The organism is Pseudomonas sp. B6001, from assembly GCF_013386015.1.
Taxonomy (GTDB): domain Bacteria; phylum Pseudomonadota; class Gammaproteobacteria; order Pseudomonadales; family Pseudomonadaceae; genus Aquipseudomonas.
In genome coordinates, this window is record NZ_JACAOX010000016.1 from 82980 (window position 1) to 106886 (window position 23907).

The window sequence follows — 23907 nt, forward strand, 5'->3', positions numbered from 1 at the left end:
AGCGGGTGAGCCATGGAATTACGAATTAACCAGCAGACCCACCAAGTCGACGCCGAACCCGACACGCCCCTGCTCTGGGTCATCCGCGACAACCTGGGCATGACCGGCACCAAATACGGCTGCGGCCTGGCGCAATGCGGTGCGTGTTCGGTGCTTGTGGACGGCAATGTCGTGCGTTCCTGCGTCACGCCCGTTTCCGGCGTGGTCGGCCGAGAAATCACCACCATCGAAGCCATCGAGTCCGATGACGTCGGCAAGCGGGTCGTCGCCACCTGGGTGGAATACCAGGTCGCCCAATGTGGCTACTGCCAATCCGGCCAGGTAATGGCGGCCACCGCGCTGCTCAAGCACACGCCCAAGCCCAGTGATGCGCAGATCGAGGCCGCCATGGTCAACCTCTGTCGCTGTGGCACCTATAACGCCATTCATGCCGCCGTGCATGACCTTGCGCAGAAGGGAGAGGCCTGATGAACATTCGCATTGATCCCACTGCGCTGCCCTTGGTCGCGGCGCTGACTGACCCGGTGAACCTGTCCCGCCGTCGCTTCCTGGCCAGTACGGCCGTGGGCGCGCTGGTGATCGGTTTTGGCCTGCCGCTGGGGTCTGGCCGAGTGCAGGCGGCCACCGCCGCGGCCACGGCCGAACGCGGTACGCAGGTGCCGGCCTTCCTGGAGATTCGCCCGGACAACACGATTCGTTTGCTCAGCCCGTTTATCGAAGGCGGCCAGGGCACGTTCACCGCGATGGCGCAGATTGTCGGCGAGGAGTTGGACGCCGACCCGGCCACGTTCCTGGTTGAGTGTGCCCCGCCCGGTGAAGCCTTTGTGGTGATGGAGAACGGCATGCGCATCACCGGCGGTAGTATGTCGGTGCGGATGAGTTACCCCACGATGCGCCGGCTGGGCGCGCTGGCCCGGGCGATGTTGCTGGAGGCCGGGGCGCAGGCGCTGAAGGTACCGGTGAGCGAGCTGTCGACCGAGCCGGGCAAGGTGGTACACGCGGCGTCCGGGCGTTCCCTTGCGTATGGCGAGTTGGCCGGGCGGGCGATGGACCTGCCGGTACCGGATGTGTCCAGTGTGAAGCTGCGCGACCCAAGCCAGTTCCGTTGGATCGGCAAGCCGGTGAAGCGTCTCGATGCGTATGACAAGTCCACCGGAAAGGCGCTGTACAGCATTGATATGAAGGTCGACGGCATGCTCCATGCCGCCGTGCAGCATGCGCCCCGGCTCGGCATGACCGTGGGCAGCCTGCGCAACGAAGACCAGGTCAAGGCCATGCCGGGCGTGCATTCGGTGCATCGCCTGCCCGGTGCGGTGGCGGTGGTGGCCGAGCGTTGGTGGCATGCCAAGCGTGCGGTGGAGTCGATTCAGGTCGACTGGCTGGAGCCGACGGCTGATTCCAAGGTGCGCGGGATGCCGAAGGACTTTTCCAGCGACGAGCATTTCAAGCGCCTGGCCGCAGAAACCGGCCCGGCCCGTGATGATGAGAACGAGGGCGACGTGGCCGGCACACTGGCCAATGCCAAGACCAGGGTCGAGGCCACTTACCACAACCAGTACCTGCACCATGCCCAGTTGGAGCCGCCTTCGGCGCTGGCGCGCTTCAACCCTGACGGTTCGCTGGAGATCTGGCTGCCGAATCAGGCGCAGGACATGTTCCTGGCCGATATCGCCAAGCGCACCGGCCTGGCCCCGGAGCGGATTACCCTGCATTCGCCGTTGTTGGGTGGTTTTTTCGGGCGGCACTTCCTGTATGACTCGGCCAGTCCTTACCCGCAGGCCATCGAGTTGGCCAAGGCGGTGGGGCGCCCGGTGAAGTTGATCTGGAGCCGCGAAGAAGAATTCCTGCGGGATGTGCTGCGCCCGGTCGCAGCGGTGAATTTCCGCGGGGCGCTGGACAGCGGCGGCTGGCCGGTGGCGATTGAAGCGGTGAGCGCCACGGAGGGACCGACCGAGGCCCTGGCGGGCAAGCAGGGCGAGAAGCTCGACCCGACGGCCCTTGAGGGACTGTCCGGCAAGTCCTATGCGATTCCCAACAAGCGTATCGCGCAGATCTATGTGAAGGGCCCGGTGATGCTGGGCTACTGGCGTTCGGTGGGCAATTCGCTGAATGACTTTTTCTACGAATCCTTCCTGGATGAACTGGCCGACAAGGGGGGCAAGGACCCGTTCGAGTTGCGCCTGCATCTGTTGCGGGATAACCAGCGGCTGACCACCCTGCTGAAGGCGGTGGGCGAGTTGTCGGGTGGCTGGAAACGTGGGCCGTTTGTTGCCGAGGACGGCAGCAAGCGCGCACGCGGGGTGGCGATGGCGTCACCGTTCGGCACCCAGACGGCGGTGATTGCCGAGGTGTCGATCGAGAACGGCCAGGTCAAGGTGCATGACATCTGGCAGGCAGTCGACCCGGGCAGCATCGTCAACCCGGCGATTGTCGAGGCGCAGGTGAATGGGGCGGTGTCGCTGGGCTTGTCCCAGGTGCTGTTGGAGGAAGCGGTGTATGTGGACGGCTTGCCTCGGGCGCGTAACTACGATTTGTACCCGGTGTTGCCGCCTTCGCGGATGGCCCGGGTGCACGTGCGCGTGATCGAGAGCGGGGAAAAAATGGGCGGTATTGGCGAACCGCCGCTGCCCGCCGTGGCGCCTGCCGTGGCCAACGCCGTCGCGGCGTTGACCGGGCAGCGCGTTCGCAGCATGCCGTTAAGCCGCCACTCCTTCACCTGACCGGGGCCTGAGCACTTATGAACAACCGTCGATTCGCAAGAACCGTTGGCTGGCTGGCGCTGCCGTGCCTGGTCGCCGCAGGCCTGCTGGCCTGGTATGTCACCCGCGAGCCTGTCTCGCCGCTGGGGGCCGAGCCCGTCGCCACGGACCCGGCGCTGGTCGCCCGAGGCGAGTATGTCGCCCGGCTCAGCGACTGTGTGGCGTGCCACAGCGTGCCCAACGGCAAGCCCTTTGCCGGTGGCCTGGAAATGGCCACGCCGCTGGGGGCGATCCACGCCACCAACGTCACGCCAGACCCGGAAACCGGCATTGGCAGCTACAGCCTCGCCGACTTCGACCGCGCGGTGCGCCAGGGTGTCGCGCCGGGTGGGCGCCGCCTGTATCCGGCGATGCCGTATCCGTCCTACGCCAAGCTCAGCGACGATGATGTGCGCGCCCTGTACGCGTTCTTCATGAAGGGCGTGGCGCCGGTGCAGCAGGCCAATATCAAGAGTTCGATCCCGTGGCCATTGAATATGCGATGGCCGATCGCGCTGTGGAATGGCGTGTTTACCGACAGCAAGCCGTATGTCGCGAAGGCCGGGAAGGATGAGCTGTGGAACCGGGGCGCCTACATCGTGCAGGGCCCGGGGCATTGCGGCAGTTGTCACACACCACGGGGCCTGGCCTTCAACGAGAAGGCACTGGATGAAAGTGGCAAGCCGTACCTGGCCGGTGGCTTGCTCGACGGCTGGTACGCACCGAGCCTGCGGGACGATCCCAACACCGGCCTGGGGCGCTGGAGCGAGCCGGAAGTGGTGCAGTTCCTCAAGACCGGTCGCAACAAACATGCGGTGGTTTATGGCTCGATGACCGAGGCGTTCAACAACTCCACGCAGTTCATGAGCGACGATGACCTGGCGGCGATTGCACGCTATCTGCGGTCGTTGCCGGGCGACGAGCAGCGCGATGGTGCGGCCTGGCAGTATCAGGCGGTGTCGGCTGCGCAACGCCTGGATGCGCCGGGTGCGCATACCTATGTGACCCGCTGCGCCTCGTGCCACGGGCTGGAAGGCAAAGGGCAACCGGACTGGATGCCGCCGCTGGCGGGCGCCACCTCCGCACTGGCCAAGGAGGACGCCTCGGCGATCAACATCACCCTCAATGGCTCGCAGCGCGTAGTGGCGGCCAATGTGGCGGACGCTTATCGCATGCCGGCGTTCCGTGAGCAGTTGTCGGACCAGGAGATTGCTGAAGTGCTGACGTTTGTGCGCGGCACCTGGGGCAATCAGGGTGGGGCGGTGGATGCCAAGGCGGTGGGCAAGTTGCGTGAGCACACGGGCCCGGCGAGCAGCAGCCCGATCATTCTGCAAATGCGCTGAGGGAAATGCGCCTTGTGAGGGGGGCGCTTTGTGTAGGAACTGCTTTATGTGGGAGCGGGCTTGCTCGCGAAAGCGGTGGGTCAGTGAAGAACTTGCTGACTGACACACCGCCTTCGCGAGCAAGCCCGCTCCCACATTTTCAACCGCGTTTCGGCAGCTTCCAGTTGGGTCGGATGAAGTGGCAGGTATAGCCATTCGGAATCCGCTCCAGGTAATCCTGATGCTCCGGCTCCGCCTCCCAGAACGGCCCCGCCGGTTCGATCTCGGTGACGACACGGCCCGGCCACAGCTTTGAGGCGTCGACGTCGGCTGCGGTGTCTTCAGCGATGTCGCGTTGCTGTTCGCTCAGGTAATAAATCGCCGAACGGTAGCTGGGGCCCAGGTCGTTGCCCTGGCGGTTGGGCGTGCTGGGGTCGTGGATCTGGAAAAAGAACTCGAGGATCTGCCGGTAAGTGATCACCGTCGGGTCGAAGACGATCTCGATGGCTTCGGCATGGTTGCCGTGGTTGCGATACGTGGCATTCGGCACATCGCCGCCGGTGTAGCCGACCCGCGTGTGCAGCACGCCGGGGTAGCGGCGCAGCAGGTCTTGCATGCCCCAGAAGCAGCCGCCGGCGAGCAGGGCGGTTTCGGTCGGGTTGGTCATGGTCTGTGCTTCCCCTTGTTGGATACCTCGCTAGTTATGGGGGCAGGTTGGACGATTCCAAGGTCGAGGGGCGCGCCTTCGATCGGCTTCGTCCGCGTTGCCCGCAGCGCCATCAACAGCGCCAACACGGGTGCCAGGGTAAACAGCGCGAACAGCCAGCGCGCGGCATGGGCGATGCCGCCATTGCCCGCCACTTCATTGATGCCCGCCATGTTCGAGATCACCCCCGCCAGCGCCGCGCCCATGGCCATGGCGAACAGTTGCAGGGTGGTGATCGACGAAGCGGCCGTGTCCTTGTCCTGTTCCGAAGCCACTTGCAGGATGCGCGTCAGCAGGTGCGGCCAACCCAGGCCGATGCCGAACCCCACCAGGAACAGCCCCAGGCAGATAGGGGCCAGCAATGTCCATTCGCCCTGGCTGGCGATGGGCGTAGTGATCGCCAGCATCATCAAGCCCGCCACGATAAACAGCGGCCCCGCGATGATGGCGCGATGTGGACCGCGGCCGGTCCAGCCGGAGCTGATGATTTCCGAGACCGTCCAGCCGGCCGCCATCAGCGCGGCCATGTAACCGGCGATCAGCGGCGACTGGCCATGCAAGTGCTGCAGAAAGTACGGCATGAAGATCTCGCTGCTCATGCCGATCACCAACAGACAGGTGGTCGCATAAAGCGCGCAGAGCGGGGTGCTGAACTTCAATGCATCCCGGGGCAAAAGACGCACGGTGGCGCTGGACTCCTTGCGGATCAACAGCACCACCAGCACGACGCAGGTGGCGATACCCAACAGGTTCCAGCTCGGCAGTGCCGAGACGCTGCCGGCACACACCGCCAGCACCGCGCCCGCCAGCAGCACCAGTTGTGGCACCGGCAAACGGGCGGTGGCGGTCGCCGTGGTGTCGCGTGGGGGCAGGGCGCGGCTGGTGAGTACCATGTACGCCAGGCTCACCGGCACCATCGAGCCGAAGGCCAGGCGCCACGCGTCCATCTCGGCAAACACGCCACCCACCGCCGGCCCGACGAGCGTCGCCACGCCCCACATCCCCGACACCAGTGCCATTGCGCGCGGCCACAGGCGCTCTTCGAACACCAGTTGGATCATCGAGTAACACAGGGCCAGCAAGACCCCGCCGCCCAACCCCTGGATGGAGCGCCCCGCGAGCATCACCGGCATGTTCGGCGCCAGGGCACAGATCAGCACGCCTACCATGAACACCAGTGTGGCCAGCGCATACGCCAGCCGTGGACCGGTGCGTTGCAACAGCTTGGAGGTGAGGGCGGAACCGAGGATCGAGGCCACCACGTAGAGTGTGGTGCTCCACGCATAAAGCGCCAGGCCGCCGATTTCGGCCACCACCGACGGCAGGATAGTGGTGGCGATATAGGTGTTGGTGGCATACAGCGCGATGCCGCCTGAAAGGGCAATGGAGCGCGTAGCGTTCTTGCCGCTAAGCAACTCGCCCCAACTGCTGTCTTGGGTTTGCATCAACGATTCCTTGTAATGCGTTCGCGGTATGGAAGCCGGCGAAGGGCTAAGCGTCAGGCTTGAGGTAATTAACCAAGCAATTGCTTTTAATATTGCGTTGAGGCGAATTATTTTGCAAGGAATGACTTGTCAGGTGGCTGAGTCGCTATGGCAGTCGAGGGGGGAGCGTGAGACGCGCGGTTTCCCACGGCCGGCAGCACTTCACACCATCAGTTTCCGGCTGAACTTGGTTTCCATCACGATATGCGAAGCGGTGTGCGCCACCCCTTTGATCATGTTGATCCTGATGAGCTCGGCATTGAGTTCGCTCAGGGTGGCGGTGGCCAGGTGAATGATGAAATCGGACTCTCCCGAGACCGCGTAAACGGCCTGCACCGCTTCCATCCTGCGCAGCGAGGTCATCACATCGGTGTAGCTCTTGTTGGTGCAGGAGGTCATGGTAAAGCAGGTCACCGTCTGCTGAAGCCGGTCCTGGTCGATGCGCACGCTGTAGCCGGTGATGACGCCGGCCTTTTCCAGGCGGGTAATCCGCTCCTGCACCGCAGAGCGCGAGACCCCGAGCTTGCGGGCCAATGACGCGGTGGGTTCGCGTGCGTTGGCTTGCAGCAGGCCAAGCAATTGCCTGTCCTTGTCGGTGAGGTTAAACAATGGACCGGGATTCTGCGTATCCATGGACACGTCCTTGACCCTCGCTGGGGTTCAGTTTTTATGAGTCGCCCTGTGTTGCGAGCGCTTTTCCTGAAACATATCCATCATTTTCAGGCCGGCGTAAACCGTTTGTGCGGCCGCCGGGCCCAGGGGGCCGCCATTCCATTCCAGGCCGTAGGCATCGAACAGGCGGTAGCGATCGGTTTCGCCGCAGATCGCCTCGGCGATGACGCGTGCGCCGATCGGCGCGGTGTTCATACCATGGCCACCAAATGATGTACACGCCCACAATCCCTGCCCCAGCGGGCCAATGTGCGGCATCTTGTGCCGCGCATAACCCATCAACCCGGACCAGGCCTTGTCGATCCTGATGCCGCGCAATTGCGGATAAACGTCGAGGATATCCTGCGTCAGCAATTGCCCCAGGCGTTTCTCATCCTGCAGGTTGCGCGTGGTAATGCGGCCGCCCCAGAGCAGGCGGTCGCCCTCGACGATGCGGTAATAGTCCGAGGCCCGGCGGTTATCGCCCACGGCATCGGAGGTACAGACCGCCTCGGCCAGGCGATCGCCCAGGTGCTCGGTCAGCACTGCATAGGTCGCGATGGGCAGGAAGGCGCGGCGTAATTTGCCGAACTCAGGCCCCCCATAGCCGCCGCAGCAGTACACCACGTGGGCACAATCGACAGTGCCCTGATCGGTGATGACCCGGTGTCGCCCGTTGCGGCTTTCGACGGCGGTCATGGGCGAGCGTTCATGGATTTTGCCACCACTTTGCTCGATCAGTCGGGCCAGGCCGAGGCAATAGTTCAAGGGGTGGAAGTGAAAGCCATGGTTGTCGCGCAGCGCCTGGAAATACCGCTCGGTCTTGAGCTTTTCGCGCACCGCCTGGCGATCCAGGTAGTCGAGGTGAAAGTCGAAATCCGCGGCCATTTTGTCCCGCACGCGCTGCAGGTTGTCGCCATCTTCGTAGCGCACCACACTCAGTTTTCCCGGGGTTGGCGTGCAGCCGGGCAACTGATGATGGGCGATCATGCCCCGAACAATCTCGACGCCTTCAAGCGACAGTTTGAACAGCGCGGCGGCCGTCGGTTTGCCGCAGCGTCGCTCGATGGCGGCCAACCCTTCGGACCAGCCCTGGAGCACGAAGCCACCGTTGCGCCCCGACGCTCCCCAGGCCACGCGACCGGCATCCAGCAGCACCACCGACTGCCCGCGGGACACCAGCTCCCACGCCGTGCTCAGCCCCGCCAGCCCGGCGCCGATCACGCACACATCGGCCCGGGCGTTGCCACACAGCGCCTGGCGTTCAGTCGTGTCGCGCATCGTGGCGGTGTAGTAATTGTTGTTATAGGTGAACATGAAGTCGGCCGTCCTTTTTTCGCGGCGCAGGCGTACAGCGCGCCGCGTCGGGGACGGGGCGCCTGTACGGCCTGTGAGGGTTTTTACTGCACCTGGGTGAGGTCGGCGCCGTACCATTTCTCTGACAATTGCTTGAGCGTGCCGTCGGCTTTCATGTCGGCGACGATCTTGGTCAGCGCGCTGTTGAACGCCTCATCGCCCTTGTCCACGGCGATGGCCAGGGGTTCGTAGTAGGCGGGTTTGCCTTGCACCCTGACGATGGGGTAGCCATTCTTGACGGCGGCGACGATGGTGGGCAGGGCGGACAGGGTTGCGTTCAGGCGCACCCCGTCTCCCATGCGCAGGTCATCCAGCGGGCCCATGCTGTCGCCGTACGTGCGAACCTCGCCGGGGGTGACTTCGTAAGTGAACGGCGGCACATCGGCGGCGTCGATCTTCAGGCGGCGGTTGATATAGTCCTCCGAAGTCGTACCGGCTTCGACGCCGATGATCTTGCCGTTCAGGTCCGCCACTTTGGTCTCGGCCGCGTCCTTGTGCACCGCGAATACATACGGCGTGTAGTAGTAGATCGCGGGGAAGTCGAGCACCCGGGTGCGCTCGGTGGTCGGGGTCATGGAGCCGACCGACAGGTCCCAGCGGCTCGACCAGCGCCCGGCGGTGATGATCCCGTATTCGGGCGTCACGAAGTCGACTTTGCTGCCCAGGCGTTTGCCGATTTCGCTGGCGACGTCGATATCGAAGCCTTGCAGCTTATTGTCCGGGCCCAGGAACGATTGCGGTGGCCAGTTGGCCGACGTGGCCACCTTGATCACCTTGGTTTCATGGATGCGGTCGAGGGTCGAGCCCGCCCAGGCCGCGCCTGTGAGGCTGGTGAGGGCGGTGGCGACAGCGGCTGCGGTGAAGAAGCGAGTGAACGAGATCATGGGTAAGCCTCCAGTATCTTGAGTGCGGTGCCTGTTGTTTTTATCGGTGACTTCGCAAGGTTCGACGGTGCTGCTCAGTGGCTGAGAATCTGCGACAGGAATTCCCGGGCACGCTCGTGCTGCGGGTTGTCAAAAAACTCGGTGGGTTTGGCTTGCTCGATGATGCAGCCCTGGTCCATGAAGATGATCCGGTCGGCCACCCGCCGGGCGAATCCCATCTCGTGGGTGACGCAGACCATGGTGATGCCGTCCTGGGCCAGTTCGCCCATCACGTCCAGCACTTCCTTGACCATCTCGGGGTCAAGGGCCGACGTGGGCTCGTCGAACAGCATGATGCGCGGGCGCATGCACAAGGCCCGGGCAATGGCGACGCGCTGCTGCTGGCCGCCCGAGAGCTGGCTGGGGTATTTGTCGGCCTGGTTCCCGATGCGCACCCGGTCCAGGTATTCATAGGCCAGTTCGCGGGCCTGGGGCTCGCTGAGCTTGCTCACCAGGCGCGGTCCCACCATGAGGTTCTCCAGCACCGTCATGTGCGGGAACAGGTTGAACTGCTGGAACACCATGCCGACCTGGCGCCTTATGCCCGCCACGCAGACGGCATCACGGGTCAACTCGGTGCCCTCGATGAACACGTGGCCTTTCTGGAAGTCTTCCAGCAGGTTCAGGCAGCGAATCAACGTGGACTTGCCGGAGCCCGACGGCCCGCAGACCACCACGATTTCACCGCTGGCAATGTGCAGGTCGATGCCCTTGAGCACATAAAAATCGCCATACCATTTATGCATGTCCTGGATCGATATTGCAGGGTATGGAGCAGGGACTATTGAGGGCTGATTCATCGTCATGCTCCTGGTTCAGCGATGGGCGCGGTTGAAGTGCTTTTCCAGGCGGGCCTGGACGGTTTCCAGCACGATCGACAGCAGCCAATACAGCACGGCGGCGGTGATCAGCATTTCCAGGTGCCGGAACTCGGCGCGTCCCTGGGTTCGTGCCAGGAACATCAGCTCCCAGACGCCGATCACCGACACCAGCGAACTGTCCTTGAGCATCGAGATGAACTGGTTGCCCGTCGGCGGAATGATCAGGCGCATGGACTGCGGGAGAATCACTCGGGTCATCGTCTGGAACGGGTTCAGGCCAATCGCCCGCGAGGCTTCCCACTGGCCCCGCGAGATGCTGCTGATACCGGCGCGGAAGATCTCCGTCATGTAGGCGCCATAACACAGCGAGAGCGCCAGGATCCCGGCTGGAACCGCCCCGACGACATACCCCAGTTGAGGGATGCCCAGGTAAATCAGATAGATCTGGATCAGCAGCGGAACGCCGCGGAAAAACGAGGTGTAGAAGCTCGCAATCGCAATCGCGAAGCCGTTGGAAGACAAGCGCGCGGTGGCGCCCAGCAGCGCCAGGACGAACGCAATCGCAATCGAAATCGCCGACACGTAGACGGTGGTGAACACCCCCTGGGTGATCATGAAGCCGATTTTGGTCGCGATGAAACTGTAGGAAAGGTTGAAGGTGTCGAAGAACAACAGGAACAGCACCAGCAACTCGCACCAGACCGTGATGATCTGCGCGCGCAAGGGAAAGCGGCCAAGGATGAACAGGTTCAGCACCACCGTCAGGGTGAGCGTGCCGCCCACTGCAATGTCACGCGCCAGTGGTGCCTTCAGGTCGAGAACGATGGGGCCCATCAAGTGGGAGAGGCGGCCTTCACCGACGCCGCAGGCGAGCGTGATGATGAAAATCACCACGGCCACCGCGCCCATGAATACCGCGCTGTCCGTCATGCGGGTCTTGACGATATGGTCTCTGTACATGGCTTACACGCCCCGGGGTGAGCCCCTTTATTGTTGTAAGCCCATTATGGGTTGACGAAATGCCGGGCGGCACCCTGCGCAATGTTGGGATTTGCGGTTTTTATTGGCGTATGAGGGGATGGGAGCCGTACATATGCCGGGCGGAGTCATCAAGCTTTCGCCAGCAATCATTTCGCGCCAGACTCATGGGCATTCATTGCCCCAGGGTAGCCACCATGATTTCCCATGTGTTTTTAGGTACAGGTGATTTTGATCGGGCTTTTGCTTTCTATTCGAAGGTGATGGCTGAGTTGGGCCTCAGGTTGAAATTTTGCGATGCGGATAAACCGTGGGCCGGTTGGGTGGCTGAAACCGCACCTCGTCCGATCTTCGTCATTGGGGCGCCATTTGATGGCAACCCGAGTGCACCCGGGAATGGGCAGATGGTGGGGCTACTTGCGCCCAGTCGGGAAGCGGTTAGAAGAAGTTATACAGCGGCGTTGGCGCTCGGCGGGATATGTGAAGGAGAGCCTGGATTAAGGCCTCACTACCACCCCGATTATTACGGCGCGTATTTTCGAGATACTGATGGCAACAAGCTGTGCGTGTGCTGCCATGATCCACAAGCAAATTACCCTCGGTGAGGGTGAGTTGAACGAGTAAAAGCTGAGGCTGGGATTTCGCATAGGCCAGGACGCTACGCAGCAGTTTGTTTCCGATGCCTTTCTGGAACGTACATTCCGAAGAGCGTCGACCCGAAGCACCCTCTCAACACGTTTTGTGAGGACCCGTCGCCAACGTCTGCCATGTGAGTCCGAGCTGCATCAATTTCCCCACAGCAAAAGGTTCACCAGGTTCGGCAAACCCAGAAAGTAAATCCCGCTCTCCGCCGAAATTCCGCGCGCGCCGTCCATTGGCACTCCTGATTCAGCAAGCACTCACCCTGTGGCGAGGGAGCTTGCTCCCGCTGGGCTGCAAAGCAGCCCTGAACCCTGCAATCGATATCGACCTGACGGAACACCAGTGCCTGCTTTGGGGCCGCTTCGCAGCCCAGCGGGAGCAAGCTCCCTCGCCACAGGTTGTCGGCTGCCCTTACGCTTGCGGTATTGGTCAGACGGTTACCGTTCTGCCACCTGCGCTGAGTGCTTTCGCCCCATTTTCGCGCACGGTACAGCGTGTTTTGCACGACGTCCCGCCTATCCAGCGGGCCCGACAACAGCGGTCCGTTTCTTGCTAGAGCCAGCTTAATCAATGACATGGCATTTTGCCGTCAATCATTTCAAAGCTTGATTCGCTGTTGAGGCGAGTGGTTCTAGGAGTAGTCGGACATGCAAAGTGTGTTGTCGCCAGGTATCCGCCTGCTCGGACGTTTTGGATTCGCGCGCAAGTTCCAGATCCTTTTTTTCCTGTTCATGCTGCCCCTGGCGGGCAGCCTGTGGATGATCGCGCAGGAGTACCGCACCAAGCTGACGGTGATTTCCAATGAGCAATCCGGGGTGCGCGAACTGCTGGCGCTGGATGCCCTGGACGCCCAACTGACCGCCCAGCGCAACCTGGCGGCGCGCTGGAAAGCCGCCGACATCCTCCACGACCAGACACCCGCGGCCAAGGCGGCCATGACTGCGGTCGATACCAATTTCCCGCTGATCCTGCAAAGCGTGCAGGCCCTGGGCGAGGCCCTCAAAGCCCAGAGCGCCCGCCCGGATACCCTTGCACGTTTTGAGGCATTGCAAGCCTCGGTCACGGGCATGGATTCCCAATCCCTGCGCACCGTGGGCTGGTGGCCGGATGGTTATGACCGCTTCACGTCTGCGCTGAGCGCGATGCAAACCCTGCGCGAACAGATCACCATGGACACCGGGTTGATCCTCGATCCGTGGCTTGAAACCTATTTGCTGATGCAGATTTCCACCCAGCAAACCCCCGACCTGATCGAGCGTATCGGGCGTATGGCGAGCGTCGGGCAGTCATCCATCGCATCGGGGCAGTTCACCCTGCAAAGCCGTTTGCAGATGCGTGATTTGCGCGGTCGCATCGGCGATGCAAGGGACCAGTTGGTCAAGGCCGCCGCATCCCTCAAGGCCAAGCAATACCCGGGGCTGCAAACCTGGATCGCGCAATACGACGACAGCTTGCAACTGCTGGACAACGAACTGAAGACCCTGGACGAAGGCGTGTTCGGCGGCACCATCAAGCTCGATACCACCGGCTTCGAACGCAGTGTGGATGGCATGCTTGGCGCCCTCGGCGCGTTGCGTAAACAGTCGCTGACCTCGCTGGACGCGCGCCTGGGTTACTACCGCGACAGCTCGCTCAAGCAATTCATTCCGGTGGCGGTGACGTTCAGCGTGCTGGCGCTGGCAGCCCTGTACCTGTTCGTGTGCTTGCAGGCATCGATTCGCCGCAGTGCCAGCGGCATCACCACCCTGGCCGAATCCCTGCGCGACGGTAATCTGTGCGTTGAAGTGGCGGTGGAAGGGCGCGATGAACTGGCGGCCATCAGCACGGCGCTCAACGTGGCGGTGGTGCAGTTGCGCACCAGCCTGCTGGGGGTCAATCACGAGACGCAGCAGTTGGGCTCTGCGGTGCTGACACTCAATTCGCAATCGGGCAGCACGCTGACCGAAGTGGAAGACCAGCAACAGCAGATCAGCCAGATTGCAGCGGCCGCCACACAGTTGGCCGCGACCTCCATGGGCGTCGCCAAGAGCTGCGAGCAGGCCTCCGGCAGCGCGCAGAAAACCCGGCAGATTGCCGAAGACAGCAGCCGTGACAGCCAGCGCACCACCGCGAGTATCCAGCAACTCAACCAGCGCTTGACCGACACCTCCGATGCATTGGAGCGCGTCAGCCAGCAGGGCCAGCAGATCCAGTCGGTGGTTGACACCATTCGGGGTATCGCCGAGCAGACCAACCTGCTGGCGCTGAACGCTGCCATCGAGGCTGCGCGGGCCGGTGAACAGGGGCGGGGATTTGCGGTGGTAGCCGATGAAGTGCGCAGCCTGTCGCAACGGACCCAGGCCTCCACGGCGCAGATCGCCGGCACGGTCGACAGTTTGCGCGCGACGGTGAGCCAGGCGGTCACCCTGATGGGCGTGGCCTGTGAGCAGGCGGTGACCGATGCCGAGTCCGTCACGGGCCTGGGCCATCGCCTGGGGGAGATCGCCAGCGCGGTGCAGAGCGTCACTGACACCCTGGCGCAGATCGCCACGGCGGTTGAGGAACAGGCAGCGACGGCGGATGAAGTGAGCGGCAATATCCAGCAGGTTGACCAGGCCGCCGGGCGCTTGCTCGACGGCGCGCGGGCGGTGAACCAGGCGGCGGATAGGTTGAGCAAGGGCAGCCGGGCGTTGAGCGACAACACGGCGCGGTTCCAGCTGGGTTGAGGGGCGGCCTACAGCGCAATGGATAGATGTTCTATCATGAGCATCTATTCATAAACGGTGAAGCAATGCCATGAGAGACCTGCCACCCACCTCGACATTGCGCGCCTTTGAGGTTGCCACACGCCACGCAACCTTCACCTCGGCTTCAGAAGAGTTGCATGTCACCCAGAGTGCCGTCAGCCATCAGCTCAAGCACCTTGAAGAACTCTGGGGATTGCAGTTGTTCCAGCGGGGCAAGTCACTCAGCCTGACGCCTGCCGGAGCAGCCCTTGCGCCGATCGTGCGCGAGTTTTTCATGAACCTTGAGGCGACACTCGCGGACCTGCGCGAGCAAAAGGGCAGGGTCCGGCTCAAGGTCAGTACCACCTATTCCTTCGCGCTGAAATGGCTGCTGCCCCGACTGCCAAGCCTGGCCCAACGGCACCCTGAAATATTGGTCACCCTCGACTCCAGCGACAAGATCATCAACTTTTCAAGCGCGGAGGCTGATGTTGCGATCCGCCTGGGCAACGGGAATTACCCGGCGCTGTACTCGGAGTTCCTGTTCCGCGAGCAGATTTTTCCGGTGGCCAGTCCCGATCTGTTGAAACGCTTTGGCCGGCCACACACACCCGCCGAATTGCTGCGCTATCCCTTGCTGATGCGCGACGGCGCCGACCTGGTGCCGAAGTGGGAAGTATGGTTCCAGCACGTCGGGCTCGCGATTGCGCCGCTCAAGGAAAGTGTCAGGTTTGCGGATACCAACATGACGATCGAGGCGGCCTTGCTCGGCCAGGGCATTGCATTGGCGCGCAGTGGGCATGTGGAGTCAGAGCTGAGCGATGGCAGTCTGGTGAGGCTGTTCGATGTGCCGTTCCCGTCACCGGTCGCTTATTACTTTGTCTGCCCCAAAGGCATCGAGTCCCAGCCGCATATCGTCAGCTTTCGTGATTGGCTGATGCAGGAAGCCGTAAACGCCGGACTGGCTTACGAATAAAGCATGAGGATTTGCTCATTCTTCAATGAGCAGACTTCGCTTCAGTTAAGGCGCCGGTTTGCTTAGGATGGGCGCATGCCTTATCCCATTATTCTCCTGGTCCTCTTCGCTGCCTTACTGCACGCCAGTTGGAATGCGCTGCTGCGTGGCGGCGCCGACCGACTCTGGTCGATGACGGTGATGTGCCTGGCGGTCGCTATCGCCAGTGGCGGCGTTGCGGTGTTCCTGGACCCTCCGGCGCCAGCCAGCTGGTTTTATGTGGTGCTGTCAGCGGTGCTGCACGTGGGCTACAACCTGTTCCTGGTGCGTAGCTACAAAGTCGGAGACCTGGGGCAGACCTATCCGATTTCACGGGGCTCCTCGCCGGTGCTGATCACCCTGGGTGCCGCCGTGTTTGCCGGGGAGAGTGTCTCGGCCAGCTCGCTTCTGGGCATTGCCCTGGTGTCGGGCGGCATCATTTCCCTAGCGTTCAGGGGGCGCCGGCTCGCCGTTCCCAGCCTGCCATACGCCCTGGGCACCGGCTGTTTCATTGCCGCCTACAGCGTGACAGACGGCATCGGCGCGCGCCTGTCGGGTGCGCCGATGGCCTATACGGTATGGATGTGCGCCTTGTGGGGCGTGTTGATGCCGGCGGTGTATATCGGCCTGCGGGGCCCGAAAAGTCCGTTCAGCCTGCGGCCCGGGTTTTTCACGGCCTTCGCCGGTGGGCTGGTGTCGCTCCTGGCCTACGGAATCATTATCTATGCCATGGCCGGTGCGCCCATGGGCGCGGTCTCGGCCTTGCGCGAGACCAGCGTGCTGTTTGCGGCACTGATCGGCTATTTCTTCCTGGGCGAGACACTGACGGTCCGCAAGGTGCTGGCGTGCGTGGTGATTGCCACGGGCACCATCCTGATCGGCTGACAGCAGGCAAAGCATTTTCCACCACCACATGAAGGTTCGCGCAATGGATACCGTCCCGCAGGCACCGCTGATTCTGATAACAGGTGGAAGTCGTGGCGTTGGCGCCGCCACCGCGCGGCTGGCCGCCGCACAAGGTTATGACGTGGCGATCAGCTTCGTTTCCGATGAGTCTGCCGCCCTCGCGGTGGTTGCGGATGTAGAAGCGGCAGGGCGCCGGGCGTTGGCTGTACGCGCGGACAGCGCAGACCCGGAGCAGGTCGTCCAGTTATTTGCGGCGATAGATCGGGCGTTCGGGCGCATCGATGTGCTGGTTAACAACGCCGGGATCAACGCATTGCAGTCCCGGGTCGAAGACTTACCGTTCGAGCGGATGCAGCGGATTTTCGCGGTCAACGCGATCGGGCCGATGCTGTGTGCCCAGCAAGCGGTGAAGCGCATGTCGTTTCGTCACCAGGGGCGGGGTGGTGCCGTGATCAATATCTCGTCGGCATCCGCCCGGCTGGGCAGCCCCAACGAATATGTCGACTACGCCGCATCAAAGGGTGCTCTCGAGACCTTCACCATCGGGTTTGCCAAGGAAGTGGCCAGGGAGGGAATACGCGTCAACTGCATCCGCCCCGGGCATATCTACACCGACATTCACGCCAGTGGCGGGGAGCCAGGGCGGGTTGATCGCGTAAAGGATTCGATTCCCATGGGCCGCGGCGGCCAGCCTGAAGAAGTGGCTCGGGCGATCCTGTGGCTGGCAGGCGCCGAGGCGTCCTTCATCACCGGTACGTTCCTGGATGTCACCGGCGGGAAATGAGCAGCAGGGCGTGGCACCGAGTTTTCCCTCGGTAGGCCACGCCCGGCATGCATGCACTGGCTCAGCTGTTGAGCCTGACTTGCTCCTTCGCCAGCTTCACCACATTCTCCAGGGTAAAGCCGAACTTGGCCTGCAACTTGGACAGCGGTGCCGAGGCACCAAAGCTGTTCATCACCACCTTGGCCCCGGTTTGCCCCACGTAGCGGTCCCAACCCAACGGGCCGGCCTGTTCCACCACCAGGCGTGCCTTCACTGCGGGTGGTAGCACGCTGTCGCGATAGGCCTGGTCCTGTTCTTCGAACAGTTCCCAGCTGGGCATCGACACCACTTGCGCCGCCACGCCTTCAGTCTTCAGTTGCTCATAGGCTTCCACGGCCAGGCTGACTTCACTGCCGGTGGCCATCAGGATCACCTGGGGCTTATCGGCGCCGGCCAGCACATAAGCACCACGGGATGTACCCGTCGCCGCTGCGTATTTCGTGCGGTCCAGGGTCGGCAGGTTCTGCCGCGACAGCACCACGCAGGTTGGCCGATGGGTCTGGGCCAGGGCGATCTTCCAGGCTTCCAGGGTTTCATTCGCGTCGCCCGGGCGCAGGGTCAGCAAGCCCGGCGTCGCCCGCAGTTGGGTCAGGTGTTCGATGGGCTGGTGAGTGGGGCCGTCTTCGCCGACACCAATCGAGTCATGGGTAAACACGAACACCACCGGCAGTTCCATGATCGCCGCGAGACGAATCGGCGGTTTCATGTAGTCGCTGAACACCAGGAAGGTCGAGGTGTAGGGCCGCAGGTATGACAGCGCCATGCCGTTGGCAATCGCGCCCATGGCATGTTCACGAATGCCGAAGTGCAGGTTGCGCCCGCCGTAGTTCTCGGCGCTGAAGCGCCCGGCGTCGTCGAACGTCAGGTTGGTCTTGGTGGACGGCGACAAGTCGGCCGAGCCCCCCAGCAGCCATGGGATCTGCTTGGCAAACGCATTCAACACCTCGCCACCGGCGGCACGGCTGGCGACGCCTTTGGCATCAGTGGCAAAGCTCGGCAGTTGCTCCTGCCAATGCTCGGGCATCTCACCGGCACGCATGCGGCGCAGTTCATCGGCCAGTTCCGGTTCGTACTGTTCGAGGTGGGACAGGGTCTCAGTCCATTGCTCATACAGCGGCTTGCTGCGCTTGAGCAGCGCATCCCGCAGGACCGTGCGCGCTTCATCCGGCACCAGGAAGCTTGAGTCTTCGGGCCAGCCGTACGCGGCTTTGGTCAGGCGGATTTCTTCTTCGCCCAAAGGCTCGCCATGGGCCGACGCGGTGTTGTGCTTGTGGGGCGAGCCATAGCCGATCACGCTGTCGACCACGATCAGCGTCGGTGCCCCAGTGTTTTTCTGGAACGTGCTCAGCGCGTCGCTCAGGGCCAGCAGGTTGTTCGCATCGGTGACGTGCAAGGTGTGCCAGCCATAAGCCTGGAAACGCTTGATCACGTCTTCGCTGAAGGCCAGTTCAGTGTGGCCTTCGATGCTGATGGTGTTGTTGTCGTAGATCCAGCACAGGTTCTCCAGCTTCAAGTGCCCGGCGATGGACGCGGCTTCGCTGCTGATGCCTTCCATCATGTCGCCGTCGCCGCACAGGGTGTAGACGTTGTAGTCGAACAGCACCTGGTCGTCACGGTTGAAACGCTTGGCCAGCCAACGCTCGGCCATGGCCATGCCGACGCTGTTGGCGCACCCCTGGCCGAGGGGGCCGGTGGTGGTTTCCACACCGGTGGTCATGCGGTATTCGGGGTGGCCGGGGGTTTTGGAGCTCATCTGCCGGAACTGCTTGATGTCGTCCAGGCTGATGGCCGGTTGGCCGGAGCGCTTGCCGTGGGCATCAATCTCCACCACACCGGCCAGGTGCAGCAGCGAATACAACAGCATCGAGGCATGGCCCACCGACAATACGAAACGGTCACGGTTGGGCCAGTCGGGGTGCTCGGGGTGATAACGCAGGAAGCGGCTCCACAAGGTGTAACCGACGGGCGCCAGGCCCATGGGCGTGCCGGGGTGGCCGGAGTTGGCCTTTTGCACAGCGTCCATGGCGAGGGTACGAATGGTGTTGATGCACTGGGTGTCGACAGCGTTGGCAGCGTGATTCATGGAACCTGTTCTCCATCGGGTGACGATCTACAGTGGAGGGCAGCGTGCGCCAAAGGTTTTATGAAATCGTCTGCCCCGCGACGAACGGGGACGCAAACGCGACAGGTTGATCTCAAACATGACAAGAGCCCGCCGGATGGGCTAGCTTCAAGGGGTATTCAGTCAATGATCAACTTGCGGAGGTACTCCATGCCAGTGAAACACGACCTGTATCAGGACCTGGGTTTGAGCAAGGAAGCTATTCATGAACGCAGGGCGAGCGATAACCGATTGGATTCGCTGCTCCACCAATACGACAGCGCCGACAAGGAGGTGCTGGAGCTTGAGTCCTCAAGCGGCGGTGACGAGGAGCTGGAGAAGCTGAAGAAGAAACGCCTGTTGATCAAAGACAAGATCGTCGAGCAACTGGAGAAAGCGACGGCCAAGTAGAAGATTTGTTCAGAATTGCCCGAAAGACAGCAGCACCGCCGCTGCCTATCATGCCAACCGTTCGCCCGGCACTGGGGCTCTTAGACGGCGCATGGAATGCGCTGTGGCCGGGCGAACTCTCTCTTTCAAGCCAGCAGCGCGCGCTTGCATTCGTCAATCGAGCGCTGCTGGGTTTCACCGTACAACTTCAACTCGTCGATAGTCTGGCGACCCAAGGCCTTTTCAAACTCGGCCTGGTTGGAGTTGGCCGCGTAGTGACTCTGCGCCGCATCCCCCAGGTTCGACTGGAAAATCCCCGCCGCACTCACCGGCAGAAAATCTTCGTACACCAACGGCTCCACGTCCACGTGGCCGGCGGCGATCAGTTCGTCCAGGGTTTTAAACTTGTCCTGGGCGGCCAAGCCTTTCTCGGTTACGAAGTAGCGGAAGTACGCCAGCTCCTGCTCACGCATCTGCTGGTAATTATCGGGAAACGCCTGGAAGTGCTGCTCCATCAATTCGGTGTAGCGCCCGGCATTGGCCTCATTCGGAAACGCGCCCAATTCGTCCCGTGCGGCATTCAGCAATTGGTCGTACAGCGCGCGGCCCTTGGGGGTCAGCGCCACGCCGCGTTGTTCGATTTCACCAAAGCGCGCGCTGTGGCTGCCCTTGGCATCGGTAAAGGCAATGGCTTCATCCAGGGCCTTGAAGCTGGTCTGGCGCAGCAGTATCGGGCACTGGCGGCGGGGCGGGCCTTCGATCACCGCCTTGGGGGTGATGCCTTTGCCGGGCATTGCGGCCTGCACCTGGTCGATGTCCAGGGTGCGCGGTGTCAGGTGGTTGATGTGCGGGCCCTTGAAGGCGACCACGTCGGCGATCAGCCGGTGCTGGTCGCTCAGTTGCTGGTATTGCGCGGCCGTGACGGTGGCGGTGTGGTGCCAGCGGAAGGTTTCCAGGGCTTGCTGGATAAACTCTTCGGCATGGGCGGCATCGAGGCCGCCGTCGGCTTCGGCTTGTTGGATCAGCTCAAGGGCGCGTGGGGTGAAGATCGAACGCTTGACCAGGGCTGACTGAGCGAAGGCCCGCAGTTCCGGGTTTTCGATCAGTTCCAGGCGCAGCAGCGAAGTGAACACCCGGAAGGGGCTGGTTTGCAGGGCGCTTTCATGCACGGCGCGAAAGGCGGTGGAGTGCACCGGTACCCCGGCCGGCGTGAGGTCGTAATAGCCCACCGGCTGCATGCCCATCACCGCAAACAGGCGGCTGATGGTCGCCAGTTCTTCAGCGGTGCCCAGGCGGATGGCGCCGTGGCGCTCCCTGTCCAGGCGCTGGATTTCCCCGGTGCGTTGCAGTTGATGAGCCAGCCCCGCGTCGGTGTCGAGCACGTGGGCATTGGTCTCGGCCACCAGTTCCATCAACGCTCCGTACAGCGGCACTTCATCGCGGTACATATCGGACATGGCTTTGGAGAAGCCTTTGCGAATCTCGTCAGGGCTGACGGTGGGCATAGAAAAATTCCTGGCGGCTATAGAGAGGAAAAGCACGGATGCCTGATTTTGTTGGGCCTGCCGGCGCCTTGCAAACGAAGATTCCTCTGGACTTCATTCTGCAAATGAATGAGCTGGATGACGTCAGCTTCACGTGCATCTCACCGTCGAAGGGCTCTACACTGGCCGTCACCTCTGAACGCGACGGAAGACTCGATGACGGCACAGCCTGCGACGAACATTCTGGAAACGATTGAAGGCCAGCGCCTGGCCAAGCCTGACGGCGAGCGCTGGCGTGACTGGGGCCCCTATCTGAGCGAGCGGCAATGGGGCACGGTGCGCGAAGACTACAGCGCCGACGGCGATGCCTGGCGCTACTTCCCCCACGAACATGCCCGCAGCCGCGCCTACCGCTGGGGCGAGGATGGCCTGGCGGGCTTCAGCGACAAGGCCCAGCGCTGGTGCCTGGGCCTGGCGCTGTGGAACGAGCACGACGCGATCATCAAGGAGCGTCTGTTCGGCCTGAACAACGCCGAGGGCAACCACGGCGAAGACGTCAAGGAACTGTACTTTTTCGTCGATGGCGTGCCGAGCCATGCCTACATGCGCATGCTCTACAAATACCCCCACGCGGCTTTTCCCTATGACGACCTGATCGCCGAAAACGCCCGGCGTGGCCTGGGGGATGCCGAATACGAAATCCTCGATACCGGGGTTTTCGAAGACAACCGCTACTGCGACGTCACGGTGGAATACGCCAAGCACCAGCCCGATGACGTGTTCATGCGCATCACCGTGCACAACCGATCGGACCAGCCGACACGCTTGCAGGTGATGCCGCACCTGTGGGCGCGCAACGACTGGAGTTGGACCCACGATGCCCCCAAGCCTGAATTGCGCCTGGAGGGCGAACAGGTGGTGGCGCGGCACCATGAGCTGTTCGATCGCCACCTCAGTGCCTGGGGCCAGGACGGAGTGGAATGGCTGTTCTGCGAGAACGAAACCAACTACCCCAGGCTGGACGGGCAACCGGCGCCGGGGCCGTTCAAGGACGGGATCAACGACTATGTGACTACGGACCTGGAATCGGCGATTCGCCGGGATTCGGGGACCAAGGTGGCCGCGCGTTTCATCCTCGAACTGGCGGGCCAGGAAAGCAAAACCCTGTACCTGCGCTTCGCCCCGGTGGAGGCGCCGTGGATCAATGCGCGCAAGCTATTCGAAGAGCGCCGCCAGGAGACCGATGACTTTTACGCGGCGCTGCAACAGGGCATCGCCGATGAAGACGCACGCAATGTGCAGCGCCAGGCCCTGGCCGGGTTGCTGTGGTCCAAGCAGCTGTACTACTTCGACGTGAATCAATGGCTCGACGGCGACCCGGCCCAGCCCGCGCCGCCGCCCGAGCGTTTGCATATCCGCAATACCCATTGGCGGCACTTGTCGAATTTCGACATTCTCTCGATGCCCGACACCTGGGAATATCCGTGGTATGCCTCCTGGGACCAGGGGTTCCAGGCGGTGGCCGTTGCCCTGATCGACCCCGGTTATGCCAAGCAGCAACTGTTGCTGTTGGTGAAAGACCGCTTCATGCACCCCAACGGTCAGTTGCCGGCCTACGAGTGGCGTTTTGACGACGCCAACCCGCCGGTGCATGCCTGGGCCAGTTGGCGGGTGTATCAGCAGGACAAGGCGCTGAATGGCGTGGGCGACATGGATTTCCTGGAGCGGATCTTCCACAAGCTGCTGCTGAATTTTTCCTGGTGGGTTAACCGTAAGGACGCCGAGGGCCGCAACCTGTTCCAGGGTGGGTTTCTCGGGCTGGACAACATTGCGCTGTTTGATCGCTCGGCTGATTTGCCGCCGGGTTATCAGTTGGACCAGGCGGACGGCACTGCCTGGGTGGCCGCCTATGCCCTGGACCTGATGCGCATCGGCCTGGAGCTGGCCAAGCGTAACGTGGTGTATGTGGATATTGCGGTGAAATTCTTCGAGCACTTCCTGTACATCGCCGGGGCGATCAACCGCGTCGACAATGGCGATGAAGGCTTGTGGGATGAGCAGGACCAGTTTTTCTATGACGTGCTGCATCGGCCTGGCGGTGAAAGCGAACCGGTGCGCCTGCGCTCCATCGTCGGCCTGATGCCGCTGTTTGCGGTGCTGGTGCTGGAGCAGCGCGAGCATGAAGGGCTGGAGGGGTTGCGCGAGCGATTGCTGGGTTTTATGAAACACCGGCCGGACCTGGCCAAGCTGGTGTCGCGCTGGAACGAGCCGGGGCAGGGTAATCGCCTGCTGCTGGCGCTGTTGCGGGGGGAGCGGACCAAGGATTTGCTGCGGCGGATGCTGGATGAGTCGGAGTTTCTCTCCACCTTTGGGGTTCGTTCACTCTCGAAAGCGTTCGCCGAGGAACCGCTGGCGCTGAAGATGAATGGCAATACCCTGTGTGCCCGCTATGAGCCGGCGGAGTCCGATTCGCGGCTGTACGGCGGTAACTCCAACTGGCGCGGGCCGTTGTGGATGCCGGTCAACTACATGCTGATTGAGTCGCTGCGGGAGTTTCACCGCTACTACGCGGATAATTTCTCGGTGGAGTATCCGGCGGGGAGTGGGTATCTGGCGTCGCTGGAGGAGGTTGCGCAGGGGCTGAGCCAGCGGTTGACGAGCCTGTTTCTGAGGGATGAGAACGGTTCAAGGCCGTCGATGGTGGGGTATGCACAGTTGGAGGCGGACCCGGCGAGCCGCGACCTGGTGTTGTTCCATGAGTATTTTCATGGCGAGACCGGGCGGGGGTTGGGGGCTTCGCATCAGACAGGGTGGAGTGCGTTGGTGGCGCTGTTGTTGCAGCCAAAAACCTGAAAAAAGCACAATCAAAATGTGGGAGCGGGC

General features: G+C 62.4%; 20 protein-coding genes. 11 read left to right on the forward strand and 9 right to left on the reverse strand.

Going from position 1 to position 23907, the window contains the following annotated elements:
• Nucleotides 1–12: 12 nt before the first annotated feature.
• Genes HX821_RS17035 through HX821_RS17045 form a run of 3 tightly spaced genes read left to right on the forward strand, consistent with a single transcriptional unit; the run spans nucleotide 13 to nucleotide 4081 of the window.
• A complete protein-coding gene (locus HX821_RS17035; RefSeq protein WP_003215609.1) occupies nucleotides 13–468 on the forward strand; it encodes a (2Fe-2S)-binding protein in 456 nt (151 codons plus the stop codon).
• Nucleotides 468–2720 (forward strand): xanthine dehydrogenase family protein molybdopterin-binding subunit, encoded by a 2253-nt coding sequence (locus HX821_RS17040; RefSeq protein ID WP_177036116.1) that lies wholly within the window; start codon nucleotides 468–470, stop codon nucleotides 2718–2720. Before HX821_RS17035 ends, HX821_RS17040 begins: the two co-directional genes overlap by 1 nt.
• Before the next feature lie 17 nt (nucleotides 2721–2737).
• On the forward strand, nucleotides 2738–4081 hold the full coding sequence (locus HX821_RS17045) for a cytochrome c (protein WP_003215611.1): 1344 nt from the start codon (nucleotides 2738–2740) through the stop codon (nucleotides 4079–4081).
• 139 nt (nucleotides 4082–4220) lie between these two features.
• Here HX821_RS17045 and msrA read toward each other — a convergent pair whose 3' ends face one another.
• The 7 genes from msrA to HX821_RS17080 form a co-directional block, all read right to left on the reverse strand.
• A complete protein-coding gene (gene msrA, locus HX821_RS17050; protein WP_003215613.1) occupies nucleotides 4221–4727 on the reverse strand; it encodes a peptide-methionine (S)-S-oxide reductase MsrA in 507 nt (168 codons plus the stop codon).
• On the reverse strand, nucleotides 4724–6211 hold the full coding sequence (locus HX821_RS17055) for an MFS transporter (protein WP_003215615.1): 1488 nt from the start codon (nucleotides 6209–6211) through the stop codon (nucleotides 4724–4726). Before HX821_RS17055 ends, msrA begins: the two co-directional genes overlap by 4 nt.
• A gap of 201 nt (nucleotides 6212–6412) precedes the next feature.
• Nucleotides 6413–6883: an Lrp/AsnC family transcriptional regulator gene (locus HX821_RS17060; protein WP_003215617.1), complete on the reverse strand. Its 471-nt coding sequence runs from the start codon at nucleotides 6881–6883 to the stop codon at nucleotides 6413–6415.
• A 27-nt stretch (nucleotides 6884–6910) separates the two neighbouring features.
• Entirely contained in the window at nucleotides 6911–8218 is a 1308-nt protein-coding gene (locus HX821_RS17065; RefSeq protein WP_177036117.1) for an FAD-binding oxidoreductase, read from the reverse strand.
• Between the two features lie 83 nt (nucleotides 8219–8301).
• Nucleotides 8302–9141, reverse strand: a complete 840-nt coding sequence (locus HX821_RS17070; RefSeq protein ID WP_177036118.1) for a transporter substrate-binding domain-containing protein — start codon at nucleotides 9139–9141, stop codon at nucleotides 8302–8304.
• A 74-nt stretch (nucleotides 9142–9215) separates the two neighbouring features.
• Complete coding sequence (locus HX821_RS17075) at nucleotides 9216–9980, reverse strand: amino acid ABC transporter ATP-binding protein (protein ID WP_177036119.1); 765 nt, start codon at nucleotides 9978–9980, stop codon at nucleotides 9216–9218.
• Nucleotides 9981–9995: 15 nt separating this feature from the next.
• Entirely contained in the window at nucleotides 9996–10961 is a 966-nt protein-coding gene (locus tag HX821_RS17080; RefSeq protein ID WP_177036120.1) for an amino acid ABC transporter permease, read from the reverse strand.
• Nucleotides 10962–11176: 215 nt separating this feature from the next.
• Between HX821_RS17080 and HX821_RS17085 the strand changes: the two genes are divergently transcribed.
• The 5 genes from HX821_RS17085 to HX821_RS17105 all read left to right on the forward strand — a co-directional run bounded on the left by HX821_RS17085 (nucleotide 11177) and on the right by HX821_RS17105 (nucleotide 17010).
• Nucleotides 11177–11584 carry a VOC family protein gene (locus tag HX821_RS17085; protein ID WP_003215625.1) on the forward strand — a complete coding sequence of 136 codons (408 nt, stop codon included), beginning with the start codon at nucleotides 11177–11179 and terminating at the stop codon, nucleotides 11582–11584.
• Nucleotides 11585–12268: 684 nt separating this feature from the next.
• On the forward strand, nucleotides 12269–14326 hold the full coding sequence (locus HX821_RS17090) for a methyl-accepting chemotaxis protein (protein WP_177036121.1): 2058 nt from the start codon (nucleotides 12269–12271) through the stop codon (nucleotides 14324–14326).
• 70 nt (nucleotides 14327–14396) lie between these two features.
• A complete protein-coding gene (gene gcvA / locus HX821_RS17095) occupies nucleotides 14397–15302 on the forward strand; it encodes a transcriptional regulator GcvA (protein ID WP_087693730.1) in 906 nt (301 codons plus the stop codon).
• A gap of 75 nt (nucleotides 15303–15377) precedes the next feature.
• A complete protein-coding gene (locus HX821_RS17100; protein WP_177036122.1) occupies nucleotides 15378–16205 on the forward strand; it encodes a DMT family transporter in 828 nt (275 codons plus the stop codon).
• 43 nt (nucleotides 16206–16248) lie between these two features.
• Nucleotides 16249–17010: an SDR family oxidoreductase gene (locus HX821_RS17105; RefSeq protein ID WP_102368785.1), complete on the forward strand. Its 762-nt coding sequence runs from the start codon at nucleotides 16249–16251 to the stop codon at nucleotides 17008–17010.
• Between the two features lie 61 nt (nucleotides 17011–17071).
• Here HX821_RS17105 and tkt read toward each other — a convergent pair whose 3' ends face one another.
• A complete protein-coding gene (gene tkt, locus HX821_RS17110) occupies nucleotides 17072–19132 on the reverse strand; it encodes a transketolase (RefSeq protein WP_177036123.1) in 2061 nt (686 codons plus the stop codon).
• A 189-nt stretch (nucleotides 19133–19321) separates the two neighbouring features.
• Here tkt and HX821_RS17115 point away from each other — a divergent pair, with 189 nt between their 5' ends.
• Nucleotides 19322–19561, forward strand: coding sequence for a DUF465 domain-containing protein (locus HX821_RS17115; protein WP_003215657.1), 240 nt, complete (start codon nucleotides 19322–19324; stop codon nucleotides 19559–19561).
• A 125-nt stretch (nucleotides 19562–19686) separates the two neighbouring features.
• Here HX821_RS17115 and HX821_RS17120 read toward each other — a convergent pair whose 3' ends face one another.
• Nucleotides 19687–21045 carry a VOC family protein gene (locus HX821_RS17120; RefSeq protein ID WP_177036124.1) on the reverse strand — a complete coding sequence of 453 codons (1359 nt, stop codon included), beginning with the start codon at nucleotides 21043–21045 and terminating at the stop codon, nucleotides 19687–19689.
• Between the two features lie 38 nt (nucleotides 21046–21083).
• Between HX821_RS17120 and HX821_RS17125 the strand changes: the two genes are divergently transcribed.
• A complete protein-coding gene (locus HX821_RS17125; protein WP_177022110.1) occupies nucleotides 21084–21281 on the forward strand; it encodes a hypothetical protein in 198 nt (65 codons plus the stop codon).
• The gene (locus tag HX821_RS17130) at nucleotides 21241–23877 is read left to right on the forward strand and encodes a glucosidase (RefSeq protein WP_177036125.1); all 2637 of its coding nucleotides are present in this window, start codon (nucleotides 21241–21243) and stop codon (nucleotides 23875–23877) included. Before HX821_RS17125 ends, HX821_RS17130 begins: the two co-directional genes overlap by 41 nt.
• The last annotated feature ends 30 nt before the right edge of the window (nucleotides 23878–23907 follow it).

Coding starts and splice junctions, on each gene's coding strand:
- HX821_RS17035 (WP_003215609.1), top strand. CDS start 13: ATGGAATTACGAATTAACCAGCAGACCCACCAAGTCGACGCCGAACCC.
- HX821_RS17040 (WP_177036116.1), top strand. CDS start 468: ATGAACATTCGCATTGATCCCACTGCGCTGCCCTTGGTCGCGGCGCTG.
- HX821_RS17045 (WP_003215611.1), top strand. CDS start 2,738: ATGAACAACCGTCGATTCGCAAGAACCGTTGGCTGGCTGGCGCTGCCG.
- msrA (WP_003215613.1), bottom strand. CDS start 4,727: ATGACCAACCCGACCGAAACCGCCCTGCTCGCCGGCGGCTGCTTCTGG.
- HX821_RS17055 (WP_003215615.1), bottom strand. CDS start 6,211: ATGCAAACCCAAGACAGCAGTTGGGGCGAGTTGCTTAGCGGCAAGAAC.
- HX821_RS17060 (WP_003215617.1), bottom strand. CDS start 6,883: ATGGATACGCAGAATCCCGGTCCATTGTTTAACCTCACCGACAAGGAC.
- HX821_RS17065 (WP_177036117.1), bottom strand. CDS start 8,218: ATGTTCACCTATAACAACAATTACTACACCGCCACGATGCGCGACACG.
- HX821_RS17070 (WP_177036118.1), bottom strand. CDS start 9,141: ATGATCTCGTTCACTCGCTTCTTCACCGCAGCCGCTGTCGCCACCGCC.
- HX821_RS17075 (WP_177036119.1), bottom strand. CDS start 9,980: ATGAATCAGCCCTCAATAGTCCCTGCTCCATACCCTGCAATATCGATC.
- HX821_RS17080 (WP_177036120.1), bottom strand. CDS start 10,961: ATGTACAGAGACCATATCGTCAAGACCCGCATGACGGACAGCGCGGTA.
- HX821_RS17085 (WP_003215625.1), top strand. CDS start 11,177: ATGATTTCCCATGTGTTTTTAGGTACAGGTGATTTTGATCGGGCTTTT.
- HX821_RS17090 (WP_177036121.1), top strand. CDS start 12,269: ATGCAAAGTGTGTTGTCGCCAGGTATCCGCCTGCTCGGACGTTTTGGA.
- gcvA (WP_087693730.1), top strand. CDS start 14,397: ATGAGAGACCTGCCACCCACCTCGACATTGCGCGCCTTTGAGGTTGCC.
- HX821_RS17100 (WP_177036122.1), top strand. CDS start 15,378: ATGCCTTATCCCATTATTCTCCTGGTCCTCTTCGCTGCCTTACTGCAC.
- HX821_RS17105 (WP_102368785.1), top strand. CDS start 16,249: ATGGATACCGTCCCGCAGGCACCGCTGATTCTGATAACAGGTGGAAGT.
- tkt (WP_177036123.1), bottom strand. CDS start 19,132: ATGAATCACGCTGCCAACGCTGTCGACACCCAGTGCATCAACACCATT.
- HX821_RS17115 (WP_003215657.1), top strand. CDS start 19,322: ATGCCAGTGAAACACGACCTGTATCAGGACCTGGGTTTGAGCAAGGAA.
- HX821_RS17120 (WP_177036124.1), bottom strand. CDS start 21,045: ATGCCCACCGTCAGCCCTGACGAGATTCGCAAAGGCTTCTCCAAAGCC.
- HX821_RS17125 (WP_177022110.1), top strand. CDS start 21,084: ATGCCTGATTTTGTTGGGCCTGCCGGCGCCTTGCAAACGAAGATTCCT.
- HX821_RS17130 (WP_177036125.1), top strand. CDS start 21,241: ATGACGGCACAGCCTGCGACGAACATTCTGGAAACGATTGAAGGCCAG.